Origin of the sequence: Janthinobacterium sp. EB271-G4-3-2 (genome assembly GCF_020858035.1) — a bacterium.
Lineage (GTDB): Bacteria > Pseudomonadota > Gammaproteobacteria > Burkholderiales > Burkholderiaceae_D > Janthinobacterium > Janthinobacterium aestuarii.
Genome location: NZ_JACYMG010000001.1, coordinates 1,093,347 through 1,108,924, shown reverse-complemented (window position 1 = coordinate 1,108,924; position 15,578 = coordinate 1,093,347). Strand labels below are relative to the sequence as shown.

General features: G+C 61.0%; 15 protein-coding genes and 1 tRNA gene. 11 read left to right on the top strand and 5 right to left on the bottom strand.

Going from position 1 to position 15,578, the window contains the following annotated elements; translation table 11 throughout:
- Positions 1–8: 8 nt before the first annotated feature.
- On the top strand, positions 9–1,103 hold the full coding sequence (aroC, locus tag IGS55_RS04855) for a chorismate synthase (RefSeq protein ID WP_230518606.1): 1,095 nt from the start codon (positions 9–11) through the stop codon (positions 1,101–1,103).
- A gap of 103 nt (positions 1,104–1,206) precedes the next feature.
- Here the strand turns inward: aroC and IGS55_RS04850 are convergent, their stop codons facing one another.
- On the bottom strand, positions 1,207–2,703 hold the full coding sequence (locus IGS55_RS04850; RefSeq protein WP_077405463.1) for an HDOD domain-containing protein: 1,497 nt from the start codon (positions 2,701–2,703) through the stop codon (positions 1,207–1,209).
- Positions 2,700–4,439, bottom strand: a complete 1,740-nt coding sequence (locus IGS55_RS04845) for a putative bifunctional diguanylate cyclase/phosphodiesterase (protein ID WP_139089487.1) — start codon at positions 4,437–4,439, stop codon at positions 2,700–2,702. Before IGS55_RS04845 ends, IGS55_RS04850 begins: the two co-directional genes overlap by 4 nt.
- Positions 4,440–4,835: 396 nt before the next feature.
- Here IGS55_RS04845 and IGS55_RS04840 point away from each other — a divergent pair, with 396 nt between their 5' ends.
- The 4 genes from IGS55_RS04840 to IGS55_RS04825 all read left to right on the top strand — a co-directional run bounded on the left by IGS55_RS04840 (position 4,836) and on the right by IGS55_RS04825 (position 8,202).
- Positions 4,836–6,518, top strand: coding sequence for an isovaleryl-CoA dehydrogenase (locus IGS55_RS04840; protein WP_230518605.1), 1,683 nt, complete (start codon positions 4,836–4,838; stop codon positions 6,516–6,518).
- A 146-nt stretch (positions 6,519–6,664) separates the two neighbouring features.
- The gene (gene upp, locus IGS55_RS04835) at positions 6,665–7,315 is read left to right on the top strand and encodes a uracil phosphoribosyltransferase (protein WP_046682928.1); all 651 of its coding nucleotides are present in this window, start codon (positions 6,665–6,667) and stop codon (positions 7,313–7,315) included.
- 22 nt (positions 7,316–7,337) lie between these two features.
- On the top strand, positions 7,338–7,700 hold the full coding sequence (locus IGS55_RS04830; RefSeq protein WP_230518604.1) for an Hpt domain-containing protein: 363 nt from the start codon (positions 7,338–7,340) through the stop codon (positions 7,698–7,700).
- A 298-nt stretch (positions 7,701–7,998) separates the two neighbouring features.
- On the top strand, positions 7,999–8,202 hold the full coding sequence (locus tag IGS55_RS04825) for a cold-shock protein (protein WP_010398811.1): 204 nt from the start codon (positions 7,999–8,001) through the stop codon (positions 8,200–8,202).
- A gap of 270 nt (positions 8,203–8,472) precedes the next feature.
- Here IGS55_RS04825 and IGS55_RS04820 read toward each other — a convergent pair whose 3' ends face one another.
- The gene (locus tag IGS55_RS04820) at positions 8,473–9,384 is read right to left on the bottom strand and encodes a LysR family transcriptional regulator (protein ID WP_035819455.1); all 912 of its coding nucleotides are present in this window, start codon (positions 9,382–9,384) and stop codon (positions 8,473–8,475) included.
- 216 nt (positions 9,385–9,600) lie between these two features.
- Between IGS55_RS04820 and aceB the strand changes: the two genes are divergently transcribed.
- Positions 9,601–11,199: a malate synthase A gene (aceB, locus tag IGS55_RS04815; RefSeq protein ID WP_230518603.1), complete on the top strand. Its 1,599-nt coding sequence runs from the start codon at positions 9,601–9,603 to the stop codon at positions 11,197–11,199.
- Positions 11,200–11,278: 79 nt separating this feature from the next.
- On the opposite strand, the gene gloB is transcribed toward aceB, so the two are convergent.
- A complete protein-coding gene (gene gloB, locus IGS55_RS04810) occupies positions 11,279–12,088 on the bottom strand; it encodes a hydroxyacylglutathione hydrolase (protein WP_230518602.1) in 810 nt (269 codons plus the stop codon).
- Between the two features lie 19 nt (positions 12,089–12,107).
- Here gloB and IGS55_RS04805 point away from each other — a divergent pair, with 19 nt between their 5' ends.
- The 4 genes from IGS55_RS04805 to IGS55_RS04790 all read left to right on the top strand — a co-directional run bounded on the left by IGS55_RS04805 (position 12,108) and on the right by IGS55_RS04790 (position 14,273).
- Positions 12,108–12,884, top strand: a complete 777-nt coding sequence (locus tag IGS55_RS04805; protein WP_230518601.1) for a class I SAM-dependent methyltransferase — start codon at positions 12,108–12,110, stop codon at positions 12,882–12,884.
- Positions 12,877–13,314, top strand: coding sequence for a ribonuclease HI (gene rnhA, locus IGS55_RS04800; RefSeq protein ID WP_034755581.1), 438 nt, complete (start codon positions 12,877–12,879; stop codon positions 13,312–13,314). The genes IGS55_RS04805 and rnhA overlap by 8 nt, the downstream gene beginning before the upstream one ends.
- Before the next feature lie 87 nt (positions 13,315–13,401).
- Entirely contained in the window at positions 13,402–14,118 is a 717-nt protein-coding gene (gene dnaQ / locus IGS55_RS04795; RefSeq protein WP_230518600.1) for a DNA polymerase III subunit epsilon, read from the top strand.
- 80 nt (positions 14,119–14,198) lie between these two features.
- Positions 14,199–14,273: transfer RNA gene (locus IGS55_RS04790), tRNA-Val, on the top strand.
- Positions 14,274–14,360: 87 nt separating this feature from the next.
- On the opposite strand, the gene IGS55_RS04785 is transcribed toward IGS55_RS04790, so the two are convergent.
- Positions 14,361–15,314 (bottom strand): tyrosine-type recombinase/integrase, encoded by a 954-nt coding sequence (locus IGS55_RS04785; RefSeq protein ID WP_369123280.1) that lies wholly within the window; start codon positions 15,312–15,314, stop codon positions 14,361–14,363.
- Between IGS55_RS04785 and IGS55_RS28020 the strand changes: the two genes are divergently transcribed.
- Entirely contained in the window at positions 15,201–15,566 is a 366-nt protein-coding gene (locus tag IGS55_RS28020) for a Tox-REase-5 domain-containing protein (RefSeq protein WP_369123279.1), read from the top strand. The two genes, IGS55_RS04785 and IGS55_RS28020, sit on opposite strands and share 114 nt — an antisense overlap.
- The last annotated feature ends 12 nt before the right edge of the window (positions 15,567–15,578 follow it).

Here is a 15,578-nt window from a genome sequence, read left to right as displayed (position 1 = left end):
TTCCTACTATGTCCGGCAATTCTTTTGGCAAGCTGTTTACTGTTACCACTTTCGGCGAATCGCACGGTCCGGCCATCGGCTGCGTGATCGATGGCTGTCCACCGGGATTGATCCTGTCGGAAGCCGATATCCAGCCCGAGCTGGACCGCCGCAAGCCGGGCACGTCGCGCCACGTGACGCAGCGCCAGGAATCGGATACGGTCGAGATCCTCTCCGGCGTGTATCAGGGCGTGACGACGGGTACGCCCATCGCGCTGCTGATCCGCAATGAAGACCAGCGCAGCAAGGATTACGGCAATATCGCGGAAAGCTTCCGCCCCGGCCACGCTGACTACACCTACTGGCACAAATACGGCGTGCGCGATCCGCGCGGCGGCGGGCGCTCGTCGGCGCGCCTGACGGCGCCCGTGGTGGGCGCGGCGGCGATTGCCAAGAAATGGCTGCTGCAGCAGTACGGCACCACGTTCAAGGGTTGCATGAGCCAGCTGGGCGACATTCCCGTGCCATTCCAGTCGTGGGAACACGTGCATGCGAATCCGTTCTTTGCCGCCAGCGGCGACGCGGACCTGATCGCGCGCATGGAAGAGGCCATGGACCAGTTGCGCCGCGACGGCGATTCCATCGGCGCGCGCATCGACGTGATCGCGCAAAACGTGCCGGTCGGCCTGGGCCAGCCCATCTACGACAAGCTCGACGCCGACATCGCCTACGCCATGATGGGCATCAATGCCGTCAAGGGCGTGGAAATCGGCGCCGGTTTCGATTCGGTGGCACAGAAGGGTTCCGAGCATGGCGACGAACTGACGCCGGAAGGTTTTGTCGGCAATAACGCCGGCGGCGTCCTGGGCGGCATTTCGACGGGGCAGGATATCAGCGTCTCGATCGCCATCAAGCCGACCTCGTCGATCCGCACGCCGCGCCGCTCGATCGATAAAGAGGGTAATCCCGTGATGGTGGAGACGTTCGGCCGCCACGACCCCTGCGTGGGCATCCGCGCCACGCCGATTGCCGAAGCCATGCTGGCGCTGGTGCTGATCGACCACGCCCTGATGCACCGCGCGCAGTGCGGCGATGTGTCGGTTTCGACGCCGAAGTTGAAGTAAGTGGAATGTCGTCGGATTACGGGCCTGCAGCCCTAATCCGACCTACGGCCCATGCCATGGGGAGGTCGGATTAGCGCTTGCGCGTAATCCGACATCATTTGCATCACGCCACCTTGTTCGCCACCAGCTCCAACTGGTGCCGCATCTCCACCGACTGCACCAGTAAAGCCCGGATATCGTTGATCAGGTTGAATTCCGTCTGATTCAATTGGATCGGCGGGAAGCTGTCGTCCCAGTCGCCATATAAAAATCCCGTGGGGTGGCCGTTGGCCGACAGCGGCAGCACGACGAAGCTGCGCGCTTCCGACAGCGTCGCTTTCCACCATTGCGGCAGCTTGGCGGCAAATTTCGGGTCGCGCGCATTGTCGATGAAGATCACGCGGTCGCTATTGAGGGCCGCGTGGAAGACGTTCGGTTCATACGCGTCGCCAAACACCATCAAATCCTGCAAGTCGGCCATGCCTTCGCCCATGCTGATGCGCGCCGAATACAGATGATCCCTGTGGTTGCGCACGAATGCCACCGAGCGCGAAAAATCGAAGCCCTGGTGCAGCGTTTCAAGCGCCATCGAGACCATTTGTCCCGGGCTGGCGCTGCCGATGGCGCCGCGCAGGTCGGCCAGGCCGCCGATCAATACGCGGTTGCCTTCGGCGCGCATGCGCGTCGACGCCAGCTGGCGCGCGCGCCGTTCGGCCGGCTTCGACAGGGGCGCGATCGACAGGTCGGCCGCCGCCATCGCCTTGGCCTTGTCCACGGCCACCACCAGGTCGGTCGCCGTGATGCCCAGGGTGCCCGCATAATCGTCGATCAGCGCGTGCACCTGCGCCGCGCCGGCCGCATCGTCATGCCACAGCGAGTCGGCGCAGCGCGCCGCCATCGTCGACAGGCCCGCCATCCAGTCGGCGCCGCTGACGGGAGAGTTGTCCGGCGACGGATCCATCGGACGCATGCCGTTGATCAGGTGCTGCGGCAAGCCCCAGTGGGCGGCCGTGGCATAGCCCACTTCGGGCAGCGACAGGCCGAGGATTTCGCGCGCGGCGGCCGCCTCGTTGCCGGGACCCGCATGCGCCTGCATGCGCGCCCAGAAGTCCGTCATGTAGAACGTCACCATCATGCGGCCCAGGGTGTGCAGCATCGAGCAGACGACTGCCTGCTCCGCCTGCAGGCTGCCGGCGCTGGTGGCCACCTGCTGCGCCACCATCCCGGCCAGCACGGCCTTTTCCATTTCCACGTGGGCGCTGACGGAATCGGGCGACGCCTGCGATAGTTCCTCGATCAGCTTCAGGCCCAGCGCCAGGTGGCCGATGGCGTCGATGCCCAGCACCAGCACGGCCTTCGAGACCGTGTTGACCCGCTGGCCGAAGGCCGAATACATGCCGCTGTTGGCCAGCCTGAGTACCTTGTGCGTGAGGACAGGGTCGGACAGCACCGTTTGCGTGATGTCGAATTCGTGGTCATCCTCGCCGCGCATGGCGCCGAGGATGGCGCTGATGGCTTTCGCGAAGCCGGGCATGTCGCCCTGCTGGCGCGTGCGCGCCCACAGCAGGTCGAGGGTGTTTTTGCCCAGTTGTGTCGGTACCGTGAAATGACCTGGATTCATTGCACCCCTCCGCGCGGTTCATTGGCAGACGGCACAGGCACCAGCGCCGCATAGGTTTTGTCGCTCAAGGCCGACAGCGCGGCATGGGCCGGCATCGGTTTGCCCGTCAGGTAGCCTTGCACGTACTGGCAGCCGCGCGATTCGATGAAGTGCATTTGCTCTTCGGTTTCCACGCCTTCGGCCACCACGGACAGATTCAAATGCTTGGCCAGGTCGAGAATGGTGTTGCAGATGGCCGCATCCTTGCTCGATTCGGGCAAGTCCTTGATGAAGGTGCGGTCGATCTTCAGCACGGAAATGGGAAAGCGCTTCAGATACGCGAGCGAAGAGTAGCCGGTGCCGAAATCGTCGATGGCGATGCGCGCGCGGCGCTCCGTCATCTTGACGAGGATGGTTTCCGCATGCACGGGGTCGATCATCAAGGTGCCTTCCGTAATTTCCAGCACCAGGTGTTCGCCCGAGAGCCCCGAAAACGCGATGGCGTCATCGAGCACGTCGAGGAATTTGTCGTTGCGGAACTGGCGCGGGCTGATGTTGACGGAGATGTACAGCGGCCGCTTGGCCACTTCCTGGAACTGCTTGAGCTGCACGCAGGCCGCCTTCAGCGCCCAGGCACCGAGCAGATTGATCAGGCCATTGGCTTCGGCAATCGGGATGAAGCGCACGGGCGGCACCAGGCCCAGGGTCGGGTGCTTCCAGCGCATCAGGGTTTCGAAACCCTGGATTTGCCGCGTGTGCGCGTCGACGATGGGCTGGTAAAAGAGCAGGAATTCGCCTTCGCGCACGGCGTGGAACATGGCCGCTTCCAGCGAGATGTCGTGTTCCGATGGGCCGTTCAGGCGCGGGCTGTAGACCAGGCAGCGGGCCTTGCCCGTTTCCTTGGCGCGCGACATGGCCGCATCGGCCAGCGCCACCAGGCGCACTTCATCTTCCGCATGCAGCGGATAGATCGACACGCCCACGGACGCGCCCACGTAGATCGTGTGGCCGTCCACTTCGAACGGCGCCTGCAGGGTGGCCAGCAGGCGGCCCGTCACCAGCTTGATCTGCGCGTCGGTGGCGCTGCCGGGCAGCACGGCGACGAATTCATCGCCGCCCACGCGCGCCAGGGTATCGCTGTCGCGCAGGGTCTTGCGCAGGCGCGCGGCGGCCAGGCGCAGCACGGCGTCGCCGACGGGGTGGCCCAGGCCATCGTTGACCTTTTTAAAGCCATCGAGGCCGATGGTGGCGACGGAAAAGCCCTGGCCCGAACGGGCGGCCTGGGCGATCACCATGCGGATGCGGTCCGACAGCAGCAAGCGGTTCGGCAAGCCCGTGAGGGCATCGTGCGTGGCCATGTGGCGCAGCCGTTCTTCCGTATTGTGCTGGGCCGACGTGTCGCGCCCGACCACCAGCAATTCGGCCACGCCGGCCGCGTTCATATAAGAAGACAGGCGCAGCTCGAACCAGATTTCCTGGTCCGGCGTTTGCAGGCGCACTTCGAGGCGGCCCGGTTCTTCCAGCGCATCTTCCAGCGCCGCCTGCAGCGCCGCGCGCGACGCTTCGGTGGCCAGCGGCAGCAGCAAGTGGCCCGTCATGCCCGATGGTGCGCCAAACAGGGTGGCCGCGCGCTTGCTGGCGAACAGGATCAGGCCGTCCGTATCGAGCCGGAACACGACGTCGCCGGCCTCTTCCATGAGGTTGTCCAACTCGTGGCGGGCCTCGCGGTGGGCGGCGGATGGGGTACTGGAAAACATCGTGCTGGCTTTTACCTTTTTATTATCAGTGCCGGCGCTCGCTGCAGGGCGGCGTGCCAACGGAAAGAATGCGTCTTGCGTGACGCGCGCCATAGGGGCCGAAAGGCGGCTATCGGAACGCGATCCACACGAAATGTATCATTGAAAAGCACCCGATTACATGAAATAGAGCAACATTGCTTCAGGTTTTGTAAATATTCCTGCCTTCCATGAAAAAAATCATGCTGCGCGACACACATAGTCATTTTCATTCTGCATGGAAACATTTATCTGCGCTTGCTTCCACTGGCGCGCTTGCCCCGCCATGCGCTTTACGCTAGTCTGGCTGGCAGGCGGTGTTGACGGTGCGTCCGCGGCAGGCAAGGGCGCCATGATAACAAATCGCGGGAGACCCCCATGAATGCTTTTGACACGCATGAAGTTTTCAACCAGGCCACGCCGTTTGAAAACGTCAATCTGTTCGCCTGCGACCCGGCGCTGATTGAGGCGCTGCTGCGCGAGGGCGGCGGCGCGGCGCTGCAGGCGCTCGACGTGCTGGGCGAAAAGCTGGGCCGCACCGAAACTTATGCGCTGGCGCGCCTGGCCAATATCCACACGCCCGAGTTGCAGCAGTTCGACCGGGCCGGGCGCCGCATCGATGAAGTGCTGTTCCATCCGGCCTGGCACGAACTGATGGCCATCCTCGTGGGCGCGGGCGCGCATGCTTCGCCGTGGGCCGCGCCCGGTCCCGGTGCCCAGGTGGCGCGCGCGGCCGCCTATCTATTAGTGGGACAGGTGGAAAACGGCACGCAGTGTCCCGTGACGATGACGTATGCCTCGGTGCCGGCCTTGCGCCAGGCGCTGGATCTGCCGCAGATCGCGCAGCGCTGGCTGCCGAAAATCCTCTCGCGCGACTACGATCCCCGCTCTTTGCCCGTGGAGCAGAAGCGGGGCGCACTGGTCGGCATGGGCATGACGGAAAAGCAGGGCGGCTCGGACGTGCGCAGCAATACCACGCGCGCCGTGCCCGTGCCGCCGGCCGAGGGGCAAGCCCTGTTCGGCGGCGAGGCTGATGGCGTCTGGCGCATCGTCGGCCACAAATGGTTTTTTTCGGCACCCCAGTGCGACGCCCATCTGATCCTGGCCCAGGCGGACGAGGGCGGATTGTCGTGCTTCTTCCTGCCCCGCTACCTGCCCGACGGCAGCCGCAACGCCATCCGCGTGCAGCGTCTGAAAGATAAATTGGGCAACCGCTCGAACGCTTCGTCGGAAGTGGAATTTACGAATGCCTACGGCTGGCTCGTGGGGCAGCCGGGGCGGGGCATACCCACGATTCTGGAAATGGCCAGTCACACGCGCCTCGATTGCGTGCTGGGCAGCGCCGGCATCATGCGCGCCGCCTTGACGCAGGCGCTGCACCATGCGCGCCAGCGTGCCGTGTTCGGCAAGCCGCTGGCCGAGCAGCCGCTGATGCAAAACGTGCTGGCCGACCTGGCGCTCGAATCGGAAGCGGCCACGGCCTTCGCCCTGCGCCTGGCCCGCTGTTTCGATGAAAAGGACGATCCGCGGCAAGCGATGCTGGCGCGCGTGCTCACGCCGGCCGGCAAATACTGGATCTGCAAGCGCGGTCCCGGCTTCGGCTTTGAAGCCATGGAGGTGCTGGGCGGCACCGGTTATGTGGAAGACGCGCCGCTGGCGCGCCTGTACCGCGAACTGCCCGTCAACTCGATCTGGGAAGGTTCGGGCAATGTCATGTGCCTCGACGTCTTGCGCGCCTTCGGCAAGTCGCCGGCCGCGCGCGACGCCCTGGCGGCCGAGTTGGCGCTGGCCGGCGATGATGACGCCGCTTTTGTTGCCTACCGCGCGCGGCTGCTGGCCGACCTGGACGGGCCGCAAACGGATGAATTTGGCGCCAGGCAATTGTCCGAACGCATCGTGCTGGCCGTGCAAGCGGCCTTGCTGCTGCGCCATGCGCCGCCGTTTGTTGCGCAAGCATTCCTGCAGTCGCGGCTGGTGCAGGCGCCGGGCGGGGCGTATGGCCGCTTGCCCGCCGGCACCGATTGCGCGGCCATCCTGGCGCGCGCGCTGCGCGAGTATTGATTTCAATAAATCCGATTATTTCGAAAATTCCGGCCACAGGCGGGCTGCGGGCTGGGATAATGCTGCAATCCATCATTTTATCGATACACAGCGCGCTTGCGGCCCAGGCTTGCCGCCGCGCCAGACAGTAGAGAAAGAAAAACAATATGAAACAAGACCCACGCTTCCCGAATTTGTTCATTACCGATCACCCTTTGATCCAGCACAAACTGAGCCACATGCGCGAGCACGACACGTCGACGCGCACCTTCCGCGAATTGCTCAAGGAAATCACTTTGCTGATGGGCTATGAAATCACGCGCGACCTGCCGCTGACCACGCGCGAAATCAAGACCCCGCTGGTCACCATCGACGCGCCCGTCATTGCTGGCAAGAAACTGGCCATCGTGCCCATCCTGCGTGCCGGCATCGGCATGAGCGACGGCTTGCTGAACCTGGTGCCATCGGCGCGCGTCGGCCACATCGGCGTGTACCGCGACCCGGCCACGCATATGCCGGTGGAATACCTGGTGCGCCTGCCCGACTTGAACGAGCGCACCTTTATCCTGTGCGACCCGATGGTAGCGACCGGTAATTCGGCCGTGTATGCCGTCGACGTGCTGAAAAAACGTGGCGTGACGGACGAGCAGATCATCTTCCTGGCCCTGGTGGCCGCACCGGAAGGCGTGACCGTGTTCCAGAACGCGCATCCGAACGTCAAGATGTTCTGCGCCGCGCTCGATTCGCACCTGGATGACCACGCCTACATCGTGCCGGGCCTGGGCGACGCCGGCGACCGTATCTTCGGCACCAAGTAAGCCACGTCAGGCGAGTATTGCGATGGCAACCTTGATCGACCCGGACTTTCGCGCGCGTTTGCGCGCCCTGAATGAAAAATATGCGGCTGGCGTGCCGGCCCTGTTGCAAGCGATCACGCAGGCAAGCAGCCGCTGCGACAGCGATGGTCCCCGTTTGGAACCGTTGACGGAGCTGCACCGCGCGCTGCACGCGGTGGCCGGCTCGGCCGCCACCTTCGGCTTCGCCGCGCTGGGCCAGGAATGCCGGCGCATCGAACAGCTGGTGCGCGCCATGCTCAATGCCCCCGCGCAAGCGGGGGCGGAATGGCCTGTTGTGCGGGCGCAAGTAACGGCGTTGCTGGAGTGGGCGGGACGCGATGCGGCCGCCACCCATTTCACGGCGTGAGCGACCGCAATATATAGCTGTGGTTGCAATGATTCATTTGATGCAACGCAAAGCACCCGCGTCGAAGATTAGGATATAGTGTGTCCATGCCGCTGGTACAGGGCGCCGCAAGACGGGGATTTGGCTATTAAAGTAGTGTTCGTAAGTTTATTTTGCGAAAGAATGGTTTTTCTCAGTTTTGTTGGTATAATTGGGCATCGTTGGATTCGAGGTAGTAGTGCAGTTTGTCTGTCATTTCTTTCTTGCTTCAAACGATATAACGGGCGCAAGCCCAACTTAACTGAAATAGGAAATTGTAATGGCAACTGGCATCGTAAAATGGTTCAATGATTCGAAGGGTTTCGGCTTTATTACCCCTGACGAAGGCGGCGAAGATCTGTTCGCTCACTTCTCGGCTATCCAGTCGAACGGCTTCAAGTCCCTGCAAGAGAACCAACGCGTTTCTTTTGAAGTGACCGCTGGCCCTAAAGGCAAGCAAGCTTCGAACATTCAGCCAATCTAATACGCTGGATCAAACGAAATAAAGAAATCCTCGGTCTCCGAGGATTTTTTTTCGTCTGAATTTCCGTGAAGTATAGGTTTTGCTTGGACCGCGCGCTTTTTCGGCGTGCTTTGCGTCATCAGGTAGGTCGGCTTAGCGCTTGCGCGTAAGCCGACAACGGTGGTGTGGCAGATGTATGGGCTGGTGTCGGCTTGCGCTGCGCTAAGCTGACCTACGCCGACCTACATCAGCCTGCGTTAAACGACGCTCTACCGGTCCGGCCGGCAGTGGCTAGATTGCTCGTTCACGCCAGTAGTCGGGTTGCGAATAACTGTGCCTTAAAAAATCCACAAACGCCCGTATGCGCAGCGGCAAGTGGCGGCGCTGGGCGAACACGGCGTAAATGTCATTGCCCGGGGCGGCGAACTGGTCCAGCACCGTCACCAGTTGGCCCGAGGCGATTTCGGCGCCCACTTCCCACATCGAGCGCCACGCCAGGCCCTTGCCGGCCAAGGCCCAGTCGTGCAGTACTTCGCCATCGTTGCAGACCATATTGCCCGCCACCTTTAAAATCACGTTCTTGCCGTTTTCGCGGAAGGTCCAGCCTCGCTGGCTGCCTTCGCTGCTGATTGCCAGGCAATTGTGCTTGGCCAGGTCGGCCGGGATACGGGGCGTACCCGCCCGTTTCAGGTAGGCGGGCGAACCGACGAGCACGCGCTGGTTGTCCGCCAGCTTGGTGCTCACGAGCGAGGAATCGGACAGGCTGGCGATACGGATGGCCACGTCGATGCCTTCGCCGATCAGGTCGACGAGGCGGTCGTTCAGGTTCAGCGACACCGTCACGTCGCGGTGTTCGGCGACAAAAGAGGGAATCAGCGGTGCCACGTGCTGGCGTCCGAAGCCGGCCGGCGCGGAAATGAGCAAATGGCCGCTGGCCTTCACGCTGCGTTCGGCCACGGCCGCTTCCGCCTCTTCCAGTTCGCCCAGGATGCGCTGGCAATCTTCGAGGAAGGCGGCGCCTTCATTCGTCAAGGCCAGCTTGCGCGTCGTACGCTGCAGTAATTTGACGCCCAGGCGCTGCTCCAGCGCATCGAGGCGCCGGCCTATCATGGCAGGTGCGATGCCTTCCGCGCGCGCGGCGGCCGACAGGCTGCCTTTGGCCACCACTTCCACGAACGTCGATATTTGTCTGAACTGTCCCATGCCATGCTCCCGCGATGCCATCACTTGTGATAAAAACGCATAGATGAAGTGATTTTTAATCTCGTTTCCATGCCTTATAGTGCAATACTATAGAACAAACGCGCCGCCCGGCAGAGTGTTTTTGCGCCTCTGTCCAGCTTGTCCGCGCAGTCGTTCAGCTTATACTTGGATCACCAGATTACCTTTGCTTATATTGACTAAAAACCGGAGAACTTCATGACGCAGAACACGATCGCACTTCCAGAAGGCATGCAAATCACGGGTGACATCCAGCCCGGCTACGAACAGATCTTGACGCCGGCCGCGCTGGCGCTGGTGGCCAAGCTGACGCGTGAATTCGAGCCGCGCCGCCAGCAGTTGCTGGCCGTGCGCGTGGAGCGGGCCAAGCGCCTCGACGCGGGCGAGCGTCCTGATTTCCTGCCAGAAACCGCGCACATCCGCGAAGGCGACTGGAAGATCGCGCCGATTCCGAAAGCGCTTGAATGCCGCCGCGTGGAAATCACGGGTCCCGTCGAGCGCAAGATGGTCATCAACGCCTTTAACTCGGGCGCGGATAGCTACATGACGGACTTCGAGGATTCGAACACGCCGAACTGGGATAACCAGCTGACGGGCCAGATCAATATGTTCGACGCCGTGCGCAAGACGATTTCGCTCGAGCAAAATGGCAAGTCGTACAAGCTGAACGACAAGATCGCGACCCTCGTCGTGCGTCCACGCGGCTGGCACCTCGATGAAAAGCACGTGCTGGTCGACGGCAAGCGCATTTCCGGCGGCATTTTCGATTTCGCCCTGTTCATGTTCCATAACGCCAAGGAACAACTGGCGCGCGGCGCCGGTCCGTATTTCTACCTGCCGAAGATGGAATCGCACCTGGAAGCGCGCCTGTGGAACGATATTTTCGTGATGACGCAAAATGAATTGGGTTTGCCACAAGGCACGATCAAGGCGACCGTGCTGATCGAAACTATTTTGGCCGCGTTTGAAATGGATGAAATCCTGTACGAGCTGAAAGAGCACAGCTCGGGCCTGAACGCGGGCCGCTGGGATTACATTTTCTCGTGCATCAAGAAATTCAAGCTGGACAAGGATTTCTGCCTGGCCGACCGCGCGAAAGTGACCATGACGGCGCCGTTCATGCGCGCCTACGCCTTGCTGCTGCTGAAAACCTGCCACAAACGCGGTGCGCCAGCCATCGGCGGCATGGCAGCCTTGATCCCGATCAAGAACGATCCGGAAAAGAACGACATCGCCATGGGCGGCGTGCGCAATGACAAGGCGCGCGACGCCACCGACGGCTACGACGGCGGCTGGGTTGCCCATCCGGGTCTGGTGGAACTGGCCATGGGCGAGTTCACGAAAGTGCTCGGTGACAAGCCGAACCAGATCGAGAAACAGCGTCCCGACATCGACGTGAAAGCGTCGGATCTGCTGAATTTCCAGCCGGAAGCCCCGATCACGGAAGCGGGCTTGCGCTACAACATCAACGTCGGCATCCACTACCTGGGCAGCTGGCTGGCCGGCAACGGTTGCGTGCCTATCCACAACCTGATGGAAGACGCGGCCACGGCCGAGATCAGTCGCTCGCAAGTGTGGCAGTGGATCCGCTCGAGCAAGGGTGTGCTGGAAGATGGCCGCAAGGTGACGGCCGAGATGGTGCGCGCCATGATTCCGGAAGAGCTGGCCAAAGTGCAGCGCGATGCGCCAGGCGGCAACGGCCCGACCTATGTGCGCGCCGGCCAGATATTCGAGGAAATGTCGACGTCGGAATCGTTCGCCGAATTCCTGACCTTGCCGCTGTACGAGGAAATCTGATCCTGATCAAATAGATCAATAAAAAATCCCGGCGGTGCCTGATGGTATCGCCGGGATTTTTCTTTTTGGAGGCACAAGCTTAAAAGCTGTTTTTCCACATCCGTAGCGCGGCAAACGCTTCCACGGGTGAGGCATCGGCCGTCAGCTTGCCTTCCACCTTCAGGCTGGTCAGGATCGCCGGTTCGCGGTAGCGCAGGAAGGGGTTTGTGGCCTTTTCAAGGGCAATGGTCGACGGCACGGTCGATAAACCCTGCTGGCGCTTTTCCGTGTCGATGGCGATGCGTTCCTGCAAGGCCACATTGCCCGGCTCGACGGCGTTGGCAAAGCGCAAATTGGACAAGGTGTACTCATGCGCGCAAAATACCTCGGTATCGTCGGGCAGGGCGGCCAGCTTGCCCAGCGAATCGGCCATCTGGCCCGGTGTGCCTTCGAACAGGCGGCCGCAGCCGCCCGCAAACAGGGTGTCGCCGGAAAACAGCCATGGTGCGCCGCTGCGCTCGTCGCGCTGGCGCACGTAGGCGATATGTCCCTTGGTATGGCCGGGCACGTCGATGACGGTCATTTGCAGGCCCAGCTCGGGCACATGGGCGACATCGCCTTCGGCAAGCGGTTCCGTGATGGCTGTGATAGCCTCATTGCGTGGGCCGAAGACGGGTACGGCGAAATGCTGCAACAATTCAGGCACGCCACCCGTGTGGTCGGCGTGATGATGCGTGAGTAAAATGGCGGACAATGTCAGCTGATGGGCTTGCAGCGCATCGAGGATGGGCATCGCGTCGCCGGGGTCGACCACGGCGGCGTGGCGGCCGTCGTGGATCAGCCACAGGTAATTGTCGGCAAAGGCGGGCACGGCAAGTACCGATAGAGCGTGTTCAGGGGAGTGTGTCATGAGCAAAAGAGAAAACTGAATGGACAGTGTGGCATCCGAAAAATCCATTATAGCGCTTGACGGCTGGCTGCAGACGCCGGCCGGTCTGTACGTGCGCGCCTGGGAGCAGCAATGTCTCGACAGCCTGACCGTCGATATCTTCGGTTTTAATGCCGTGCAGATCGGTTTGCCCCAGCTCGACGCGCTGGCCGCCAACCGCATGCCGAACAAATGGCTGCTCGATGCGCGCCTGCCTTCGCATTCGCCGCAGGGCAATCGCCTGACCCTGGTGTCGGCCTTCGATGAGTTGCCGTTCGATTCGCAAAGCCTGGATCTGGTGGTCTTGCCGCACGTACTCGAATTTGCCGCCGAGCCGCACCAGGTCTTGCGCGAAGTCGAGCGCGTGCTGATCCCGGAAGGGAGGGTGATCGTCTGCGGCTTCAATCCGGCCAGCCTGTGGGGCATGCGCCAGGGCCTGGGGCGAGTCACGGGCCGCCACTACCTGCCGCAGGCGGGCGAGCTGATCTCTATGCCGCGCATGAAAGACTGGTTAAAATTGCTCAATATGGGCGTCAGCCAAAGCTACTTTGGCTGTTACGCACCTGCCTGCAGGACAGAAAAATGGCTGCGCCGCAACGCCTTCATGGACAAGGCGGGCGCGCGCTGGTGGCCATATCTGGGCGCAGTGTATATAGTGCAGGCGATCAAGCGCGTCAAAGGGATGCGTTTGATCGGTCCGGCGTGGACCAAGAAACCGGCGACGGCGCCCGCAGGCGCACCGGTCACGAATAAAAGGCGGGAACAGCAAGATGGATAAGGTTGAGATTTACGCCGATGGCGCATGCAAGGGCAACCCCGGCACGGGCGGTTGGGGCGCGCTGATGGTGGCTGATGGCGCCAAAAAAGAAATTTATGGCGGGGAACTGAATACGACGAATAACCGCATGGAATTGAAGGCAGTGATCGAAGCCTTGACGGCGCTCAAACGTCCGTGCCAGGTGGTGCTGTATACCGATAGCCAGTACGTCCAGAAGGGCATCAGTGAATGGATCCACGGCTGGAAAGCGCGCGGCTGGAAAACGGCGGCCAAGGCTCCCGTGAAGAACGTCGACCTGTGGCAGGCGCTCGACATCGCCCAGGCCGTGCACGAAGTGGAATGGCGCTGGGTGCGCGGCCATAATGGCCATCCGGGCAACGAGCGGGCCGATCAGCTGGCCAACTTGGGTGTGGAAACCGTGCGCGCGTAAGAATATCCAAGCTCGGGAGTTGTAATCGCAGGGCACAGGTTTGCTATACTGTGCCCTTCGCTTTTTGCTTTTACGAATGAATCCGCCATGCGTCAAATTGTTCTCGATACTGAAACCACCGGCCTGAACCCGCGCACGGGCGACCGCATCCTGGAGATAGGGGCGGTCGAGCTGAACAACCGCATGTTGACGGGCAATAATTTTCACCATTACATCAATCCCGAGCGCGATTCGGAAGAGGGCGCGTTGGCCGTCCACGGATTGACGACGGAATTCCTCAGCGACAAACCGAAATTCGCGGAAATCGCCGACGAGTTCCGTGCCTACATCGCCGGCGCCGAACTGATCATCCACAACGCCCCGTTCGATATCGGCTTTCTGAACGCGGAATTCAAGCGCCTGAACCTGCCACCGGTGCACGAGCAAGTGCTTGGCGTGATCGACACCCTGGTGCAGGCGAAGGAAATGCACCCAGGCAAACGCAACTCGCTCGACGCCCTGTGCGACCGCTATGGCGTTTCGAACGCCCACCGCAAGTTGCACGGCGCGCTGCTCGACTCCGAATTGCTGGCCGACGTCTACCTGGCCATGACGCGCGGGCAAAACAGCCTGAGCATGGAAGAAGAAGTGGAAGTGGCTGCCGACGGCGCCGTGCTGGAAATCGTGCCCCTGGCCGAAGTCATCTTCCAGAGCGCCACTGCCGACGAGCTCGCCGCCCATGAAGCCACCATCGCAGGCCTCGACAAGGCCGCCAAAGGCCAGTGCATCTGGACCGCCGTCACATCGCCGCCAGCGGCCGCCTGAGAAAAAGCGGGGCATGGTAAATTTCCTCTTGCCAGCCCTTGCGGATGCCGCAACACCTATGCGATAATTTGCCTCGCTTCGGGAGGTTAGCTCAGGGGTAGAGCACTGCATTCACACTGCAGGGGTCGCAAGTTCGAAACTTGCACTTCCCACCAGAATTCGCAATACAATCAAGTACTTATATTAAAGCCGACACATTTATGTGGTCGGCTTTTTTATTGGGTGTAATTTTCGGGTGTAATTTACTTTGCCACCACCAGAGCGGACAGCTTGTCCAGCGCGAGGCGCTGAGCATCCACCTGCAGGTGTGCGTAGCGCTGTGTTGTTTGCACATTGGCATGGCCGAGAATTTTGTTGATCGTATAGAGGTCCACGCCCAAGCCCAGCATGATGCTCGCGCAAGAATGGCGCAGGTCATGGAAATTCACGTGAGGCATGCCAGCCTTCACGCGTGCGCGGCGCCACGAGGACTGGACACCGTACAACGTCATCTCCAACGGAAAATACTTCAACCATGGTCGTAAGGCCGGGATGATAGGCACCACGCGCATCCGGAGTGTTTTAGTATTGCTGGCAGGGAAGGTAATCGAGTCCTTTCCAATATGCTCACGCTGGATCTGGAACAGCTCACCGCGGCGCGCGCCAGTCAGCAGTGCCGCCCATATCGCGGCCTGCGCAATCGGCGTGCAGAAGGATGCGATCTTCCTCACTTGCTCAACCGTAAGAAACACCTCGCGCTTGTTGTTGACGGCCATGTTATCGATCCGCAAGCCATAATTTTCAGGAATGAGGCGCTGGCGCCATGCCAACTGCAAGCCTTTTTTTGCACAGGCCAATGACCGGTTCACCGTCGCTGGCGCATAGGCCGGCTCCAGTTTGCCGGTTTTCTTATTTGGTATGAGCTTGCTCATGTCACGGATAACATGATCGGCAAACTCCTGGGCCTGGCTTGCTTTGTAGCGCTCCGCCCAAGGTCCAAGTCGTTTCGCATGATGCTTCGACGCGTCACCCCCCTCGCGCGTGCCGAGACGCGAAGCGATACCAAAGAAAGATGTCGGTGCCCGCCAGACAAGGGTACGCTGATGGCTGTTCCACACAGCATGTCGCCAGCCGCGCGCGATTATCAAGCCCGTATCACCGGTTTTCTGATTGGCATGGAATGGGTGTTTGAAGGGAAGGACTTTGACGGCTTTCAATCCCGCCTGTGCTTGTTGCAGGAAGCAAAAGCGGATTATGACCAGTTTTTTAAGGAAAACGGTGAACTTAGATACGATTTTCAAAAAAGTATCTTCCAGAACATGGTATTGAAACAGGCCACCGCTCAGTCCAATATTGTCAAAAATAACCCTCCAGCCTCGCTTAGCTGGTACTTTCAAACGCCACTCGCGTATGAACACATGCTGCCCAGTCTAAGTGCATTGGGTATTACCACTTATTACACTCCATAATATTATGATAAT

Excerpts from the sequence above, each read along its gene's own strand:
- IGS55_RS04825 (WP_010398811.1), top strand. The coding sequence starts at position 7,999 with ATGGCAACTGGCATCGTAAAATGGTTCAATGATTCGAAGGGTTTCGGC.
- upp (WP_046682928.1), top strand. The coding sequence starts at position 6,665 with ATGAAACAAGACCCACGCTTCCCGAATTTGTTCATTACCGATCACCCT.
- rnhA (WP_034755581.1), top strand. The coding sequence starts at position 12,877 with ATGGATAAGGTTGAGATTTACGCCGATGGCGCATGCAAGGGCAACCCC.
- IGS55_RS04830 (WP_230518604.1), top strand. The coding sequence starts at position 7,338 with ATGGCAACCTTGATCGACCCGGACTTTCGCGCGCGTTTGCGCGCCCTG.
- IGS55_RS28020 (WP_369123279.1), top strand. The coding sequence starts at position 15,201 with ATGGCTGTTCCACACAGCATGTCGCCAGCCGCGCGCGATTATCAAGCC.
- gloB (WP_230518602.1), bottom strand. The coding sequence starts at position 12,088 with ATGACACACTCCCCTGAACACGCTCTATCGGTACTTGCCGTGCCCGCC.
- aroC (WP_230518606.1), top strand. The coding sequence starts at position 9 with ATGTCCGGCAATTCTTTTGGCAAGCTGTTTACTGTTACCACTTTCGGC.
- aceB (WP_230518603.1), top strand. The coding sequence starts at position 9,601 with ATGACGCAGAACACGATCGCACTTCCAGAAGGCATGCAAATCACGGGT.
- IGS55_RS04820 (WP_035819455.1), bottom strand. The coding sequence starts at position 9,384 with ATGGGACAGTTCAGACAAATATCGACGTTCGTGGAAGTGGTGGCCAAA.
- IGS55_RS04805 (WP_230518601.1), top strand. The coding sequence starts at position 12,108 with ATGGACAGTGTGGCATCCGAAAAATCCATTATAGCGCTTGACGGCTGG.
- IGS55_RS04840 (WP_230518605.1), top strand. The coding sequence starts at position 4,836 with ATGAATGCTTTTGACACGCATGAAGTTTTCAACCAGGCCACGCCGTTT.
- dnaQ (WP_230518600.1), top strand. The coding sequence starts at position 13,402 with ATGCGTCAAATTGTTCTCGATACTGAAACCACCGGCCTGAACCCGCGC.
- IGS55_RS04845 (WP_139089487.1), bottom strand. The coding sequence starts at position 4,439 with ATGTTTTCCAGTACCCCATCCGCCGCCCACCGCGAGGCCCGCCACGAG.
- IGS55_RS04850 (WP_077405463.1), bottom strand. The coding sequence starts at position 2,703 with ATGAATCCAGGTCATTTCACGGTACCGACACAACTGGGCAAAAACACC.